The sequence below is a fragment of the Microbacterium halophytorum genome (genome assembly GCF_002970975.1).
Classification (GTDB): Bacteria; Actinomycetota; Actinomycetes; order Actinomycetales; family Microbacteriaceae; genus Microbacterium; species Microbacterium halophytorum.
Map to the genome: position 1 here is coordinate 1 of NZ_PNFA01000012.1, position 16,356 is coordinate 16,356.

Consider the following 16,356-nt stretch of genomic DNA (forward strand, 5'->3'; position numbering starts at 1 on the left):
ACCCTGATCGAAGGCGTCCCCGCGATCAACGCACGATACGCCGCCAACCGGACCGACCAATCAAACACGACACCCATCAACAACCCCATCCCCATCAGGAGCGTTGCACTAAGAATCTGAAACGGCCGCGCCGGAGAGCGCGGATCCTGTCACCGCGGCGGGGTTCTCACGCCGTCTGACGCACCACGACCTCCGTGGGGAGGGTGGTCACCCGTGGCGGGTCCTCGCCTCGGAGGCGGGCCAGGAGCACATCCGTCATCGTCTCGCCCTGGAGGCGGGACGGCTGTCGCACCGTCGTCAGGTGCGGCTCCGAGTTGGTCGCGATGGGCGAGTCGTCGAAACCGATCACCTTCAGGTCGCCCGGCACGGCGATGCCCGCGTCGCGCAGCGCCTCGAGCGCGCCGCGCGCCATCAGGTCGCTCGCGACGAAAAGCGCGTCGAACTCGGCGCCGTCCGCGACGAGGCGCCGCGCAGCCGCGGCGCCGCCCGCCTGCGTGAAGTCGCCCGCGACGACGGGCCCGTCCGGGAGGCCCGCCGAGGCGAGCGCGCGCCGATAACCGTCGACGCGGTCGATGCCGGCGGGCATGTCTGCGGGGCCTGCGATCATGGCGATGCGGCGCGCACCGCGCGAGATCAGGTACTCGGTCGCGTCCGCGCCGCCGGCGACGTTGTCGACGTCGACGTAGTAATCGCCGGGCCGCTCGCGCACGGGGCGGCCGCCGAACACGACGGGCACGGCGTCGGCAATGCGGTCGATGTAAGTGTTGCTCGTGTGGTGCGACACGATGATCGCGCCGTCGACGTTGCCGCTGCGCAGGTACCGCGTCGTCTTGTCGCCCGCGTCGTCGCTCGCGATGAAGAGGTTCAGGACGTGCTCGGTGCGCGACAGACGCGAGTGGATGCCCGAGACGATCGCCGCGAAGAACGGGTCGCCGAAGAAGCGCGTCGTGTCCTCGGGCACGACCAGGCCGATCGCCTGCGTCTGCCGGGTTGCGAGCGTGCGGGCCGCGCGGTTCGGCACGTAGTTGAGCTCGTCGATCGCGGCGTGCACGGCCTCGAGCGCCGCGGGGCTGACGCGCTCGCCGCCGCCGAGCACGCGCGAGACCGTCGAGCGCGACACCCCGGCGAGGGCGGCGACCTGCTCGATCGTCGCCTGCGCCGTCTTCGTGCCGTGATCGGCCATCTCGCCCGCCTCGCTCATCCGTGCTTCAGTATGCCCTCATCGGCCCCCGGCACCCGCATCGTCCGGTGCGGGACGCGCCCGCGTCGCGGCGCCGACGGCCGCGCGGGGCGGAGCCGAGCTCCGCGGAGCCCCGCACCGCACGGCCGACCCCACCTCAGACACGGCTCTCCGCCGCTTCGAGCGCACGCGCCGCGATCATCCGCTGGTACTCCCTGCCGGATGCCTTCACGGTGCGCACCTGGGTGTCGTAGTCGACGTGCACGATGCCGAAGCGCTTGGCGTAGCCCCACGCCCACTCGTAGTTGTCGAAGAGCGACCAATAGAAGTAGCCGCGCACGTCGACACCCGCCTCGACGGCGTCGAGCACGGCGCCGAGGTGCGAACGCAGGTAGGCGACGCGCTCGGCGTCATCCACCTCGCCGCCGACCACGGCGTCGTCGTACGCCGCGCCGTTCTCGGTCACGTACAGCGGCACGCCGGGCGCCTCCTCCGCGACCCGCTCGAGCAGACGCGTGAGCCCGTCCGGCTGCACCTCCCAGCCCATATTGGTCCGCTGGAGCCCGCGGTCGTGCCAGTGGATGCCGTCGTGCGACGGGAACGGCGAACTCGTCGCGCGCGACGTCGGCGCCTGGCCCCCCGGCACCGGCCGCGCGGGCGGGCGCCCGCCGACGTACTCGCCGTGGTAGTAGTTCACGCCGAGGAAGTCCAGCGGCGCCGAGATCGCCTCGAGGTCGCCGGGGCGCACGGCCCGCTCGAACTCGGCCATCGCCTCCGCGTCGACGTTCCGGATGTCCGCGACGACGTCATCCGGGTACTGAGCGCGCAGGATCGGGTCGAGGAACCAGCGGTTGAACTGCCCGTCGATGCGGCGGGCCGCGTCGACGTCGGCCGGATCGGCGGGGTCGACCGCGTCTGCCACCGTGAGGTTGAGCGTCAGCCCGACCTCGAGCGACGCGTCGCGGCGGCGCAGCTCGCGTGCCGCCTGCCCGTGCGCCAGCATCAGGTGGTGGGACGCGAGCAGGCCGTCCCGCACGTTCTGCCGCCCCGGCGCGTGCGCACCGGCCGTGTAGGACAGGAACGACGAGCACCACGGCTCGTTCAGGGTCGTCCAGACGTCGACCCTGTCGCCGAGCGCGTCGTGCATCGTCGCGGCGTACTCGACGAAGCGGCCGACCGTGTCGCGATGAGCCCAGCCGCCGCGCTCCTCGAGCGCCTGCGGCAGGTCCCAGTGGTACAGCGTCAGCCACGGCGTGATGCCGGCCTCGAGCAGCTCGTCGACCAGGCGCGAGTAGAAGTCGACGCCCTCGGGGTTCGCCGCCCCGCCGTCGGGCCGCACCCGCGACCACGACGTCGAGAACCGGTAGCTGCCGAGGCCGAGCTCGCGCATCAGCGCGACGTCGTCGCGGTATCGGTGGTAGTGATCGCACGCGACGTCGCCGTTGTCGGCGTCGATGACCGCGCCCGGATGTCGGCTGAAGGCGTCCCAGATGGAGGCCGTGCGACCGCCCTCGAACGCGGCGCCCTCGACCTGATAGGCCGCGGTCGCGGCCCCGAAGAGGAAGTCGGACGGGAACTGGCGGGTCATGGTCATCCCTTCACCGCACCGGCCATGATGCCGCTGACCAGCTGCTTGCCCGCGACTGCGAACAGCAGCAGCAGGGGCACGGTCGCGAGCACGACGCCGGCGAGGACGATCGAGTAGTCGACGAAATGGTTGGACTGGAGCAGGCTCAGCGCGACGGGCAGCGTCGGGTTCTGCCGGTCGAGCACGATGAACGGCCAGAAGAAGTTGTTCCACGCCTGCACGAACGTGAACAGGAACAGCATCGCGGCGGCAGGGCGGGCGGCCGTGACGCCGACCGTCCAGAACGTGCGCAGCATGCTCGCGCCGTCGACGCGCGCGGCCTCGATCAGCTCATCCGGAACCGCCTGGCGCAGGTACTGCGTCATCCAGAACACCCCGAACGCCGTGACGAGGCAAGGGATGATGATCGCGCCGACCTTACCCGTCCAGCCGATCTCGCTGAACAGGATGTAGAGCGGAACGACGCCGAGCTGCTGCGGCACCGCCATCGTCGCGACCACGAACGCGAGGAGGATGCTCGAGCCCCGGAAGCGGAGCTTCGCGAAGGCCCAGCCCGCGAGCGTCGAGAACGTCACGACGCTGATCGCGATGAGGGTCGAGCTCCAGATGCTGTTCCACAGCGCCTTCCAGAAGTTCACTGACGGGTCGCTGACGACCGCCGCCGCGTTCTCGAAGAAGTTGCCGCCGGGGATCCACGACTTGTTCGGATCGCGCAGCGTCGTCGAGTCGCCCGAGCCGATCAGGAACGAGAAGTACAGCGGGAACACGCTCGCGATCAGCACGACGCCGAGGCCCGCGTAGGTCCAGAAGCCGGGCCGCATGCCCCGGATGCGGTTGTGCCTGCGGCCCCGTGCATCCGGTGCCGTGGTGATGGCGTGGGTGTCGAGCGTCTGCGTCATCGCCGAGCCTCCTTCCGTGCCGCCCGCGCGCGGGCGCGCCGTTCCGCTCGCGACAGCCCGCCGCGTGAGCCTTCGTCGCGCACGAGCGCGCGGGTGACGGCGAGATTGATCACGCCGATCAGGACGATGATGATGAAGAGCAGCCAGGCCAGCGCCGATGCGCGGCCGAAGTCCCACTGCCCCCAGCCGATGTCGTACAGGTAGAGGGTGATCGTGAGCCACTGCGAGGCGGGCCCGCCCTGGCCGTACTGGTCGAACGTCTGCGGCTCCTCGAAGATCTGGAGGCCGCCGATCGTCGAGGTGATGATCACGAAGATCAGGGTCGGCTTCAGCGACGGCAGCGTGATGCTCCAGAACTGTCGGAACGAGCCCGCGCCGTCGACGTGCGCGGCCTCGTAGTAGTCGCGCGGGATCGCCTGCATCGCTGCGAGGAGGATCAGGGCGTTGTAGCCCGTCCACCGATAGTTGACCATCGTCGCGATCGCGACATGGCTCCAGAACGGCTCGACGTGCCACGGGATCGCGGGGATCCCGAAGAACTGCAGCCACTGGTTGACGGTGCCGGACTGGTCGGCGAACAGCGCGTTGAAGATCAGTCCGACCGCGATCGGTGCGACCACGTAGGGCAGCAGGGAGCTCATCCGCCAGAACGTCTTGGCGCGGATGTTGCGGTCGAGAGCCGAGGCGATGAATAGGGCCAGGATGATCTGCGGAATCGACGACAGCAGGAAGATGCTGAACGTGTTGCGCAGGGCGATCCAGAACTTCTCCTGGCCGAGGATCCACAGGTACTGGTCGAAGCCGATGAACTCGCCCTCGCCGCGCACCTGGTCCCAGTCCATGAACGAGATCACGGCCGTGTAGGCGATCGGGAACAGGCCGACGACCGCGAAGACGATGAAGAACGGTGAGATGTAGAGGTACGGCGAGACCTTGAGGTCCCATCGACTGAGCTTCTGGGAGAACGACAGCACCCGGATGGGGCGTTCGGGCGCGTCGGTGCGGTCAGGCCGGGAGAGCGGGCTGCGCCCTCCCGGCCGCGTGTCCTGCAGCGTCATCCGGCGCCTCAGAAGCTCGAGACTTCGTCGACCCAGGAGTCCCAGGCCTCTTCTTCGGACTCCGTTCCGTTGAAGACGCGCGTCACCGCGCTGTTGAGTGCGTCGCGGTGCTGGAAGTACATCGGGCCCTTGTACGGCTCGACCTCGACCGCTTCTGCACGTTCGATGCCGATCTGGCCGACGGGCGCACCGTTGAAGTAGTCGCTGGTGTAGTCGGTCAGTGCCGGGTCTTCGTAGGCGTCGACCTGGCTCGGGAAGGTGCCGGCGTTCTGGAACGCCTTCACCTGCGTCTCGGGCGAGGACAGCCAGGCGGCGAGCTCCTGAGCGGCCTCGACGTTCGCGCCGTCGGCGGGAACCGTGAGGAACGAACCGCCCCAGTTGCCACCGCCGCCGGGGAACACGTTGGCGATGTTCCAGTCGGTGATGTCGGGGGCCTCGCCCTCGATGATGCCGAGGAACCACGGCGGGCACAGCGCGGCGGCGAACTCGCCGTTCGCCATCGCGGCGTACCAGTCCTCGCTCCACTGGTCGGGATAGGCCGCGATCGGGATGCCCTTCTCGACGGTCGTGGAGTAGACGTCCTCGACGGCCGGGTTCTCGGTGGCGATGACCTCGCCGTCCGCGGATTCGAAGGTCTCGTCCTGCTGGTTGATCAGCGCCTGCAGCACCGAGCTCGCCGAGTCGAGGAACGGCTTGCCCGTCTCGTCGACGTACTCCTGGCCCGTGGCGAACAGGTCGTCCCACGTGGTGAACAGACCGGCGACCTCCTCGGGGTCGGTCGGCAGGCCCGCCTCGGCGAACAGGTCGGCGCGGTAGCAGACCGATTCGGGGCCGATGTCAGTGCCGTAGCCGATGAGGTTGCCGTCGGGGTCGGTCGCCTGGGCCTCCTTCCAGTCGAGCCAGCGGCCCTTCAGGTCGTCGGGGACGGGGGCGAGCATGTCGGAGTACTCCATGAGCTCGGGCATCCAGTCGATCTCGACGGCTTCGATGTCGCTGAGGCCGCCGCTGCCGAGCTTCTGGAAGTAGTTCGCGCGCGCGTCGTCGCTCGTGGCCGCCTTGTTGTGCACGATCGTGACGTTGGGGTGCTCGTCCATGTACTCCTGGAGAAGCTCGTCGGTGTAGCCGAAATCGTTGAACGTCGCGACGCTCAGCTCGACCGGGGCATCCGGGTCGGCGGCCGCCTCTTCTCCTCCGTCGCCTCCGCCGCAGCCCGTGAGCGCGAGGGCCCCGGCCGCGACGACTGCCGCGCCGGCTGCGGCACGTCGGTTGGTGCGTGTGATCACTTGTCCACTCCCTTGTGGTGGTAGGGCCCCGGATCGGGGCCGTTGTCGGAATCGTCAGTGCGTGATCGGTGCGACGAGCGCTACGTGGGAGCGCTCCCACACCTTCTGCGGGACAACTTATGGGAGCGCTCCCACAGATGTCAAGGCCGTGATCGAAACGTATCCGGCGGCACCGCACGGCTTGTGCTCCCTGCGACGGGGATCTGCCTCGCCGGCGCTTCCGGGGCGATCTGCGCGAAGGGACGCGCGAATACCGGCGCCGAGAAACGCGCGGACGCGCGGAAGTTCGCCAATGTCGTACATCCGGCATATCGTTCGACGCGATGGCATTCAGCTGCCGCCGATCGCCCATCCGAATCGGGTGACCTACGAACCGCGGCGGATCCGCTGCGTGTAGGAATCGACGTACGCAAACGGCCGAAGAGTGCGATCCGCACGTGCGCACCGGGTCTTCAGGAGGAGAACATGAGCTTCGACAACACGGGACAGACGCCGCCGCCCAATGGGCCTGTTCCGCCGGGCGGCGGCGCACCGATTCCCCCGGGCGGCGCGCCCCAGGGAGGCCCGACTCCCGGCGGCTACGCTCCGCCGCCGAACCACCCGGGTGCACCCGTTCCGCCGCACGGCGGGCTGCCTCCCCAGCAGCCGAAAGAGAAGAACACGGTCGGCCTGATCTCGCTGATCCTGGGCGTCGTCGGCTTCGTGTTCGCGTTCATCCCCGGCGCGCTCATCGTCGCCTGGATCCTGCTGCCCGCCGCGTTCATCCTGGGAATCATCGCGCTCTGCTTGAAGGGGAAGAGCAAGTGGATGGGCCTCACGGGTCTGATCCTCGGGATCGTCGGTCCGATCGTGGCCGGCATCGTGTTCACGACGCTCGTTGTCGGCGCTTTCGACGAGGCCTTCGACGAAGCCTCGGGCGGCGAGACCACCGTGACCGAAGCGCCCGCAGAGGACGAGGGCGCTGCCGACGACGCAGAGGACGCCGCACCGGATGACTCGGCGGACGACGCGTCGGGCGAACAGGGCACGCGCGAGAACCCCGTCTCGTTCGACGCCACGATCGAGAACGACGACTGGACCGTCACGCTCGCCGACTTCGTGCCGAATGCGAACGACGACGTCGCCGCGAACGGCATCAACGACGCACCCGGCGATGGCGAGGTCTGGATCGAGTTCACGCCGACCGTGACGTACCACGGCGAAGAGTCCGGCTATGCGGCCGAGGTCCAGTTCGCGTACGTCGGCGCCGACGGCTCGGTGAGCGATTCGCTGACCAACATCGTCATCCTCGACGACGGCTTCGACGCATCCGCCGAGCTGTACGACGGCGGATCCGCCACGGGCAAGGTCGCGCTGCTCGTTCCTGACGACCTCGACGGTCTGATCCGCGTCACCCCCGGCTTCCTCGGCGACGACGTGTTCGTCTCGCTGCCGTAACGACGCCGACCCGAAGCGGCCCGGCCCCTCATGGGGCCGGGCCGCTTCGGCCTTGCCGAGCAGGTCGCCGGATGTCGGCACGCCCGGATAAGATGTGAGCGCACACCTTCCCGCGACATCCGGAGCTCCTCAATGCCCACCATCGTCGTCGACGTCATGCCCAAGGCCGAGCTCCTGGACCCCCAGGGCAAGGCGGTCACCGGTTCGCTCGCCCGCCTCGGGCACGGCTCCTTCCAGAACGTCCGCATCGGCAAGCGCGTCGAGCTGACGGTCGACGGCCCCGTGACCGACGATGTCCTCGCGGAGGCGAAGAAGATCGCCGAGGACGTGCTCTCGAACCAGGTCATCGAGGACGTCGTGGGCATCGAGGTCGCGGAATGACCGCCCGCGTCGGCGTCATCACCTTCCCGGGTTCGCTCGACGACGGCGACGCCCGACGCGCGATCAAGATCGCGGGCGCCGAGCCCGTCGCCCTCTGGCACGGCTCGCACGACCTCGACGGCGTCGACGCGATCGTGCTGCCCGGCGGCTTCTCGTACGGCGACTACCTGCGCGCCGGCGCGATCGCGGCCCACGCACCGATCATGGCCGAGGTCAAGGCGGCGGCCGCCCAGGGCGTTCCCGTGCTCGGCATCTGCAACGGCTTCCAGATGCTCGTCGAAGCGCACCTGCTGCCGGGCGGCCTGATCCGCAACGCCCACCAGCAGTTCATCCGGCGCGACCAGCGGCTGCGTGTCGAGAACGCCGAGACGGCGTGGACGAACGAGTTCAGCGCCGGTGAAGAGATCATCATCCCCCTGAAGAACGCCGACGGCGGCTACACCGCCGATGCCGAGACGCTCGCGCGCCTCGAGGGCGAGGGCCAGGTGGCGTTCCGCTACCTCGGCGTGAACCCGAACGGTTCGCTGGGCGACATCGCCGGCGTCACGAACGCGCGCGGCAACGTCGTCGGCCTCATGCCCCACCCCGAGCACGCGGTCGAGCCGGGCTTCGGCCCCGCGACCCCCGCCGCAATGCGCTCGGGCGTCGACGGCCTGAAGTTCTTCACGAGCGCACTGCGCGCAACGCTCGCCGCGGCCTGACTTCGCGCAACTCTTCATTTCTGGCACATCTCCGGTGGTGGTCACCCCAGGAGATGTGCCAGAAATGAAGAAATAGGCTCACGATCAGCGCCGGCGACGCTGATTGTCCCCGACTCCCGTCACCTGGCGTTCATCCCGGCGCTACGCGGCCCTCCTAGCGTGCGAAGGTCCGGCCGCTTCGCGGCTCCCTCCGACGGAAGAGCCCATGACCGCTTCCCCGACCCCGCGCAGATCCGTCCGCGCCGCCGCGCTCTCGACGGCCGGCGCATTGCTCGTCTCGACGCTCAGCCTCGCCGCCGTGCCCGCCCTCGCGGCGGAACCCGCGCCGCCCGTCTTCGTCTCGGAGATCGTGCCCGACAACGCCGGCGACGACCACTTCGAATACTTCGAGGTGACGAACACGTCCGGCGCCGAGCTCTCGCTCGCCGACGCGGGCATCACGTTCTCGTATGCGTACGACGACTCCGGCGACTCAGGCACGAACATCCCGCTCGAGCTCGAGGCCGACGTCACCCTGGCCGCCGGCGAGTCGGTCGTGCTGTGGCTGAGCTACACGACGGGGAAGGTCGACTCCTACTCCGCTTCGTTCGACGACTTCCGCGCGCACACGGGCGCCGCCGCCGACACGCAGGTCGTGCGCGTCACGGGGCAGAACGGCTTCGCGAACGGCGGAGGACGCACCGTGCGGGTGAACAACGCGTCCGGCAACCTCACGTGGTCGCACTACCCCGCTGGCTCGGCCGCCCAGGCCGCCGGGGTCGATTTCCGCGCGCCCGCGGCGTCCGGGGTCGCTTCGCAGGTGTTCCGCCAGCAGGCCGAGTACACGCCCGGCGCCGTCGACGCGGAGCAGCTCACGCCGGGCGAACCGGCCGAGGACGACACCCCGGACGACGTCGCCGACCTCGAGCCCGACCCGGATGCCGCCGGCGCGGAGCTGCAGGTCACCGAGCTCGTGCCCGACTCGACGAACGTCGGCGGCAGCGACGGATTCGAGTTCATCGAGGTCTTCAACGCGTCGAGCGAGCCCGTCGACTTCGGCGAGTACGCGCTCAGCTACCTGTACCCGCAGGACACCGAGGTCAACACGAACGAGGCGCTGTGGCCGGCCGAGCCCGCCGACGTCACGATCCCCGCGGGCGAGGCGCTCGTGCTCTGGGTCAAGAACGGCAACAACGACCACCTCACCGACGGCGACTTCAACAGCCAGTACTCCTCCGATGCCGTGCTCGGCGAGGACCTGGTCGAGATCGACTCCGCCGGCATGGCGAACGGGTCGCCCCGCGGCATCGCGATCCGCACCAATACCGGCATCGAGGTCAACCGCGCCTACTACAACATGCCGGGCACGCCGCCCGGCGACGTCGCCGCGAACCGCGGCATCCGGTACGCCCCCACAGACGACGCGACCCTGCAGGAGATGATCGACCCGCTGCCCGCCTCCCCCGGGCGCGTGCAGGTCGACCAGGTGCCAGGGGGGCTCGTCGTGCGGGCGCCGGATGCGGCGGAACCGGTCATCGAGGACCGCACGGCCGCCGAGGTCGCCGAGGGCGAGCCGCTGAGGCTCGACCTGGGCGTGACCGACGACATCCGCGTCAGCACCGTGTCCGTCGAGCTGCGCAACGACATCGACGACGAACCCCGCACCGTGAACCTGTTGCGCGCCGAGGACGCGGACGACTACGCGTACGCGGTCGCCGCGGCCGACGTCACCGGCAAGAGCTGGTACGAGTACACCGTGACCGCGAGCGACGGCACCCACACCGTCACCACCGAGCCGCGCCGCGTCAGCGTGGCGGGCTCCGACGATGCGGCCGTGCGCCTGAGCGTCGCGGACGGCGACATCGTCGGCGGCACCTCCACCGTCGCGGCGTCGGGCGACGCCTACCCTTCGCCGATCGAGCTGTCGATCGACGGCGAAGCCGTCGAGACCTACGCGTCGCTGGAGGATGCGCCGCAGTTCGTCTTCGAGACCTCGCAGACCGACTTCTACTTCCGCAACGGCGTGCGCATCGGCGAGGAGGTGCTGCACATCTTCGACGAGGGCACGTACGAGAAGACGGAGACGATCGCCGTTCCCGTGCCGCTGTCGCACATCGCCGAGGGCGAGCCGCTGGCAGTCGACGTCTGGGCCGGGACGAAGGCGGGCCCGTGGATCGACGAGGGCGAGAACAACGACGACTTCGTGATCTCCGGGATGCGCCTGGTGCTGCCCGACGGCAGGACGCTGCGGCCCGACGGATACGCCGACCCGACCCAGATCATCCAGATGGGCGACAGCACGGGCAAGAACGACTACTTCACCAGCGAGTTCGCGCTGCCCGAGGACGCGTTCACGGCCGTCGCGAACGACTGGGACACGACAGCGGTCGACGACGGGGAGCACACCGTCACCGCGACCGACGGCACCGATGAGGCAGCGGCGACCGTCGTCGTCGACAACACGGCCCCCGAGATCGTCCCGTCCGTCGAGGACGGCAGGGCGTATCAGGGCGAGTTCGCGCTCGACGCCGAGGTCGGCGACGCCTCGCCGGTCGAGACCGTCGCGTACCTCGACGGCGAGCGCATCGAGCTCGGCCACACGACCGACTCGACGACGCTCGATGCAGGCGAGCACGCCTTCCACGTCGTCGCGACCGACTCCGTCGGGAACTCGTCGGCCAAGACGGTGGTCTTCGTCATCCCGGAGGAGAACCCCGGCGCCGACGGCTTCGCGCCCGACGACGGCTCCGAGGTGCCGGCCGGAGACGTCATCCTGCAGGCGACGCTGAACGACCCGACCGACGACGTGCTCGACGCGTCGTTCCGCACGGGCAGCGTCGAGCGGCTCGGCGACGAGGGCATCCGCGCCGCGGGCGGCGAGGGAACGGGGGCGGACGGTCTGCTCGACGGCGGTGCGCTCGCCGCCGACGACCTCGCCGTCACGACGGGTCTCGACCCCGTGGCCACCTCGTCCGGGCTGCCGTACCAGGTCTTCGAGATCGAGGTTCCGGATGACGCCGAGCCGGATGCGTCCGCTCGTGTCAGCTGGGAGGGAACGGCGAACGCCGATGCCCAGATCATCCTGTACGGCCTGCGCGCGGATGGTTCGGGCTGGGCGGAGCTCGACCGGCACGCGACCGCCGAGGACGGCGAGGAATTCGCCCTGACGGGCTCGGCACCGCTGAGCGAGTTCGCGGTCGACGGCACCGTCACGGCGCTCGTGCAGCACTCGGAGGGATTCGCGGGCGAGGACCTGTCGACCCGCGAGAGCGATGTGACGGCGCACCACGAGGAGGACACCCCTCGCGGCGAGTACGACTTCACGCTCGCTTGGGAGTCGGACACGCAGTACTACAACGAGGAGTTCACGCAGCACCAGGAGGCGATCCACGACTACGTGCTGGACCAGCGCGAGGCGCAGAACATCCAGTACATGTTCCACACGGGCGACGTCGTCGACGACTACGACCAGCCCTACCAGTGGGAGAACGCCGACCCGCAGTACCAGCGCCTCGACGACGCGGGCCTGCCGTACGGCGTGCTCGCCGGCAACCACGACGTCGGCCACGGCGTCAGCGACTACACGAACTTCGGCACGCACTTCGGCGCGGACCGATACTCGTCCAACCCCTGGTACGGGGGCGATTTCGAGAACAACCGCGGGCACTACGACCTGTTCACAGCGGGCGGGATCGACTTCATCACGGTGTACATGGGCTGGGACCCGCAGCCGAACGCCCTCGAGTGGATGAACGACGTGCTGGCGCGCTACCCCGAGCGGGTGGCGATCATCGACCTGCACGAGTTCCTGCTGACGACGGGCGGCCTCGGCCCCGTGCCGCAGCAGATCCTGGACGAGGTCGTCGCGACGAACCCGAACGTCAAGATGGTGATGTCGGGCCACTACCACGACGCGTTCACTCGCGTCGATGAGTTCGACGACGACGGCGACGGCGCGAACGACCGCAAGGTGCACTCGATGCTGTTCGACTACCAGGGCCTGCCGGAGGGTGGCCTCGGCTACCTGCGCCTGATGCAGTTCGACAACGTGGGTCAGGACATGCGCGTGCGCACGTTCTCGCCTTCGCTCGCCGATTACAACTCGGATGAGGCGTCGCTTCTCGCAGACGGCGAGGACCCGAACGCCGACCAGGACTTCGTGATCTCGTATGCCGACCTCGGCATCCGGGTGACCGAGAAGCGGCTCGCGACCACGGGGTTCACGGCCGAGATCCTCGGCACGACCGAGATCGGCCTGCACCAGGGCGTCGCCTCGGGCGGCGTCGCGACGGCGACGTGGGCCCTGGAGGAGCCGGGCGCTTACGGCTGGTACGTCCACACCACCGATGTGCACGGCGGTGTCGATGACTCGCCCGTGCAGACGTTCGCGCTGGTCGAGAGCGACGAGGAGCCGACCCCCGACCCCGTCGACCCGAACCTGGCGCTCGGCGCCGAGTCGGTGTCGGCGGGCGAGACCGTGCGCGTGAGCGTGACCGGGTTCCCGCCGGATGACCTGGTCGAGTTTTCGCTCGTGGGCCCGACCGGCGCCGCCGAACCGGCGCTCGTGGCCGCGGTCCTGGCCGCCGACGCCCCGATCGGCACGCTCACGACCGACGCAGACGGTGCCGCGACGGGCGGCCTCACGATCCCGGCCGGCACGTCGCCGGGCGGGTACATGCTGCGCGCCGCGTCGGGAGACGTTCTGCAGGAGGCCGAGCTCGAGGTGACGGCTGCGGACGACGACTCCGACGGGACCGGTGACGACGGTTCCGACGACGGCGGTTCGGACGGCACCGGGGACGACGGGTCCAGCGACGACGGTTCGGACGGCACCGACGACACCGGAACCGACGACACCGGATCGGACGGCACCGACGACACCGGAACTGACGGAACCGACGACACCGGATCGGACGGAGCCGGCGACGACGGTGGCGACAGCACGGACGACACCGGCACCGACTCTGACGGGTCGGGCGGCACCGGAACCGACGGCGATTCGGAAGACGCCGGAACCGACGGCGGCTCGGACGGCAGCGGTTCGGACGACGCCGGAACCGACGGCGCCGATGACGGAGGCTCGGGTGGCGGTGACGACGCCGACGCCGGGCCGTCCGGCACCGCCGCCTCGAGCCAGAGCGGCGACGCCGACGCTTCCGGTCACGGTGAGCTCGCCGTAACCGGAGGGACGGTCGCCGTCGGCGTGCTCGGCGTCAGCGGCATCGCGCTGCTCGGCCTCGGAGCCTGGCTGCTCATCCGGCGCCGAGCGCTTCGGTGACCCGAGGGGGCGGGATTCTGACCCCGCCCCCTCGGACACCCGCGCATACCCAACGCAGTCGATCCGCGCGGGTCACCGGAGCCCACTCCCCTGATTCCGCGGCCGACGTGCTCCGCCGGTGGAGGAGCTCCTGCGCTGTGCACGACGGGCCGCGCGCAGCGTCGGCTAGCGTTGGACCATGGCAGAGCACCTCATCGTCACCGTTCCGACCGAGCACCTCGCGAACGACGTGAGGGCGAGGCTCGACCCGGCGCTCGGCATCGAGGTCGTGGTGTGGCCGAATGAGGACGCCCCGCCCGTCGAGCGCGCCGACATGGTGGTGATGCCGTACATGTCGGAGGTCGGTTCGATGCCCGGCCACTTCGCCGCGCTGGGCCCGCGGCTCGTTCAGGGCCAGTCGATCGGCTACGACGGCGTCGAGGAGTACCTGCCCGACGGCCTGCCGTTCGCCAACGCCGCGAGCGTGCACGAGACCGCGACGGCCGAGCTGACGATCGGGCTGCTGCTCATGGCGCAGCGCCAGCTGGCCGACTTCGTGCGCCAGCAGGATCGCGCCGAATGGGGCAAGACCTGGTCGCGCGGGCTCTCCGACCGCCGCGTGGTCCTCCTCGGCTACGGCGGCGTCGGCAAGGCGATCGCCGCCCGCCTCGCTCCCTTCGAGGTCGAGGTCGTGCCCGTCGCCTCGCGCGCCCGCGCGGAAGGCGGCGTCGAAGTGCGCGCGATCTCCGAGCTCCACGAGCTCGCCGCGACGGCCGACATCCTGATCAACGCACTCCCCGGCGGCCCGGCGACGCGCCACATCGTCGACGACGCGCTGCTGAGCTCCCTGCCTGACGACGCCCTCGTCGTCAACGTCGGCCGCGGCACGAGCGTCGACACCGACGCGCTCGTCGACCACCTCCGGCGCGGACGGCTCCGGATGGCGAGCGATGTGTTCGATCCGGAGCCGCTTCCGGCCGATCACCCGCTGTGGTCGCTGCCGAACGCGATCGTCACGCCCCACGCCGGCGGCATCAGCCGGGCGATGTTCGGCCGCGTCGCGAAGCTCGTCGCCGAGCAGGCCGGCCGCCTCGCCCGCGGCGAGCGCCCCATCAACGTCGTGCTGAACGACTGACTCGCCCTCAAGTCGCCGCCCCCGTCGCGGTCGCAACGAACGCGTTCTGAACGCGATCTGAAGCGCAGAATCTGCGACGGCGACAGGAGTGGGTCGGCGGTGACACCGGCGAGCGGCCGGGGCGGCGGCGAGCGGGCGGCCGGGCGGCGTGGGTCGGGCGGCCGGGCGGCGGCGGGCGGCGCTCAGGGCAGCGGCAGGAGCTCCGGATGCGCCGTGCGCTCGTCGAGCCACGTGCGCAGGATGCGGTTGAAGAGGTCGGGATCCTCCCCGTTCCACGCGTGGTGCATTCCGGGCGCGAGGCCCGTCTGCGCACGCGGCGAGGCCGCGCGGATCGCTCGTATCGAGTCGAAGAAGTAGGGGATCTCCTTCTCGCCGGCCACCGCCATGATCGGGGCGGTGATGCGCTCGGGCGCGATGAGCCGCCCCGGATAGACCTCGACGAGCTGTGCGCGGATGTTCTCGCGCGTGGCCGGCGGCGCGGTAGCGAGGAACTCGTCGGCCTCGGTTCCCCGCAGCCCGAACTGGCGCGCGGTGCCGGCCCAGTAGAACCGCCGGTTCCAGAGCGCCAGCGCTACGCGGTTCACGGCGCGCATCCGCCACGTGTACGGCAGAACGGATGCACCCGTGACGAACACGGAGGCCACGCGATCCGGGTGGCGGGCCGCGAGGTGCAGAGCCGTGATACCGCCGAGGGACAGCCCGACGAGGTCGACGGGCTCGCCCGCCTCCTGGTCGATCGCCTCGGCGATCCGGTCGGCGACCGCGTCGAAGCCGATCCATTCGTCGCCCCGGCGCGACCGATACCCGGGAAGGTCGGGGGCGAGCGCGAGGCGGTCGTCGAGCGCGGCGGTCTGGGGCTCCCAGATCCAGCCGCCGACGTTGCCGCCGTGCAGGAACATCACGGGTCGCTTCATCTCTTCTCCCCTTCGAGGATCCCGGCGAGCAGCTCGTCGAGCCAGTCGATGTGCGCTTCGTGGTCGCGGATCCCCTGCTCGAGCGTCATCGACCGCAGCCAGCTCGCGCGGTCCGCGCGGGGATCCGGATGGGGCGTGCGCACCCTCACGCCCCGCAGCTCGTCGCGCACCGAGATCGCGTCGGCTCGACGCGCACAGATGACGCGGATCAGGTCGGCGCCGTCGAGGTCGCCCGCGAAGAAGATCCGCGCGAGGAACGCGTCCCGCTCCGGTTGCCGGTCGGGGTCCGACGCGAGCCACGCGTCGAGCGCTTCGCGCCCGGCCGCCGTGAGGTGGTGCACGACGCGATCCGGGGCATCCGTGCCCGGCACCGTCTCGATGCGCGCGTACCCGTCGGCGACAAGCTTCACGAGCGTGCGGTAGATCTGCGCCTTGTCGGCCGACCAGAAGTACGTCGCCGATGATGCGAACGCGCGCGTGAGGTCGTACCCCGTCATGGGCTGCACAGCGAGGAACCCGAGGATGATGCGCGCGAGGATCATGC

Annotated in this window: 12 protein-coding genes; 5 read left to right on the forward strand and 7 right to left on the reverse strand. The window is 70.1% G+C overall.

Annotated elements, in window-relative coordinates; genetic code table 11:
- Positions 1-166 precede the first annotated feature (166 nt).
- The 5 genes from C0010_RS11240 to C0010_RS11260 form a co-directional block, all read right to left on the reverse strand.
- Positions 167-1,201 carry a LacI family DNA-binding transcriptional regulator gene (locus C0010_RS11240; RefSeq protein ID WP_232531920.1) on the reverse strand — a complete coding sequence of 345 codons (1,035 nt, stop codon included), beginning with the start codon at positions 1,199-1,201 and terminating at the stop codon, positions 167-169.
- 136 nt (positions 1,202-1,337) lie between these two features.
- Entirely contained in the window at positions 1,338-2,774 is a 1,437-nt protein-coding gene (locus tag C0010_RS11245) for a GH1 family beta-glucosidase (protein ID WP_105567185.1), read from the reverse strand.
- A complete protein-coding gene (locus tag C0010_RS11250) occupies positions 2,771-3,667 on the reverse strand; it encodes a carbohydrate ABC transporter permease (RefSeq protein ID WP_105567186.1) in 897 nt (298 codons plus the stop codon). Before C0010_RS11250 ends, C0010_RS11245 begins: the two co-directional genes overlap by 4 nt.
- Positions 3,664-4,725, reverse strand: a complete 1,062-nt coding sequence (locus C0010_RS11255; RefSeq protein ID WP_105567187.1) for a carbohydrate ABC transporter permease — start codon at positions 4,723-4,725, stop codon at positions 3,664-3,666. Before C0010_RS11255 ends, C0010_RS11250 begins: the two co-directional genes overlap by 4 nt.
- An 8-nt stretch (positions 4,726-4,733) precedes the next feature.
- On the reverse strand, positions 4,734-6,008 hold the full coding sequence (locus C0010_RS11260) for an ABC transporter substrate-binding protein (RefSeq protein ID WP_105567188.1): 1,275 nt from the start codon (positions 6,006-6,008) through the stop codon (positions 4,734-4,736).
- A gap of 465 nt (positions 6,009-6,473) precedes the next feature.
- Between C0010_RS11260 and C0010_RS11265 the strand changes: the two genes are divergently transcribed.
- The 5 genes from C0010_RS11265 (at position 6,474) to C0010_RS11285 (ending at position 14,898) form a co-directional block, all read left to right on the forward strand.
- On the forward strand, positions 6,474-7,445 hold the full coding sequence (locus C0010_RS11265; protein WP_105567189.1) for a DUF308 domain-containing protein: 972 nt from the start codon (positions 6,474-6,476) through the stop codon (positions 7,443-7,445).
- A gap of 132 nt (positions 7,446-7,577) precedes the next feature.
- Positions 7,578-7,826 (forward strand): phosphoribosylformylglycinamidine synthase subunit PurS, encoded by a 249-nt coding sequence (gene purS / locus C0010_RS11270; RefSeq protein WP_105567190.1) that lies wholly within the window; start codon positions 7,578-7,580, stop codon positions 7,824-7,826.
- Positions 7,823-8,527 (forward strand): phosphoribosylformylglycinamidine synthase subunit PurQ, encoded by a 705-nt coding sequence (gene purQ, locus C0010_RS11275; protein ID WP_105567191.1) that lies wholly within the window; start codon positions 7,823-7,825, stop codon positions 8,525-8,527. The genes purS and purQ overlap by 4 nt, the downstream gene beginning before the upstream one ends.
- A 205-nt stretch (positions 8,528-8,732) precedes the next feature.
- Positions 8,733-13,784 (forward strand): lamin tail domain-containing protein, encoded by a 5,052-nt coding sequence (locus C0010_RS11280; protein WP_105567192.1) that lies wholly within the window; start codon positions 8,733-8,735, stop codon positions 13,782-13,784.
- A gap of 178 nt (positions 13,785-13,962) precedes the next feature.
- A complete protein-coding gene (locus tag C0010_RS11285; RefSeq protein ID WP_105567193.1) occupies positions 13,963-14,898 on the forward strand; it encodes a 2-hydroxyacid dehydrogenase in 936 nt (311 codons plus the stop codon).
- Between the two features lie 182 nt (positions 14,899-15,080).
- On the opposite strand, the gene C0010_RS11290 is transcribed toward C0010_RS11285, so the two are convergent.
- Positions 15,081-15,812 (reverse strand): alpha/beta fold hydrolase, encoded by a 732-nt coding sequence (locus C0010_RS11290; protein WP_105567194.1) that lies wholly within the window; start codon positions 15,810-15,812, stop codon positions 15,081-15,083.
- Positions 15,809-16,354: a PadR family transcriptional regulator gene (locus C0010_RS11295; RefSeq protein ID WP_105567195.1), complete on the reverse strand. Its 546-nt coding sequence runs from the start codon at positions 16,352-16,354 to the stop codon at positions 15,809-15,811. The genes C0010_RS11290 and C0010_RS11295 overlap by 4 nt, the downstream gene beginning before the upstream one ends.
- Between the last annotated feature and the right edge of the window lie 2 nt (positions 16,355-16,356).

Bases quoted from the DNA above. Each gene is read 5' to 3' on its own strand.
- C0010_RS11240 (WP_232531920.1), bottom strand. From the start codon at position 1,201: ATGAGCGAGGCGGGCGAGATGGCCGATCACGGCACGAAGACGGCGCAG.
- C0010_RS11245 (WP_105567185.1), bottom strand. From the start codon at position 2,774: ATGACCATGACCCGCCAGTTCCCGTCCGACTTCCTCTTCGGGGCCGCG.
- C0010_RS11250 (WP_105567186.1), bottom strand. From the start codon at position 3,667: ATGACGCAGACGCTCGACACCCACGCCATCACCACGGCACCGGATGCA.
- C0010_RS11255 (WP_105567187.1), bottom strand. From the start codon at position 4,725: ATGACGCTGCAGGACACGCGGCCGGGAGGGCGCAGCCCGCTCTCCCGG.
- C0010_RS11265 (WP_105567189.1), top strand. From the start codon at position 6,474: ATGAGCTTCGACAACACGGGACAGACGCCGCCGCCCAATGGGCCTGTT.
- purS (WP_105567190.1), top strand. From the start codon at position 7,578: ATGCCCACCATCGTCGTCGACGTCATGCCCAAGGCCGAGCTCCTGGAC.
- purQ (WP_105567191.1), top strand. From the start codon at position 7,823: ATGACCGCCCGCGTCGGCGTCATCACCTTCCCGGGTTCGCTCGACGAC.
- C0010_RS11280 (WP_105567192.1), top strand. From the start codon at position 8,733: ATGACCGCTTCCCCGACCCCGCGCAGATCCGTCCGCGCCGCCGCGCTC.
- C0010_RS11285 (WP_105567193.1), top strand. From the start codon at position 13,963: ATGGCAGAGCACCTCATCGTCACCGTTCCGACCGAGCACCTCGCGAAC.
- C0010_RS11290 (WP_105567194.1), bottom strand. From the start codon at position 15,812: ATGAAGCGACCCGTGATGTTCCTGCACGGCGGCAACGTCGGCGGCTGG.
- C0010_RS11295 (WP_105567195.1), bottom strand. From the start codon at position 16,354: ATGATCCTCGCGCGCATCATCCTCGGGTTCCTCGCTGTGCAGCCCATG.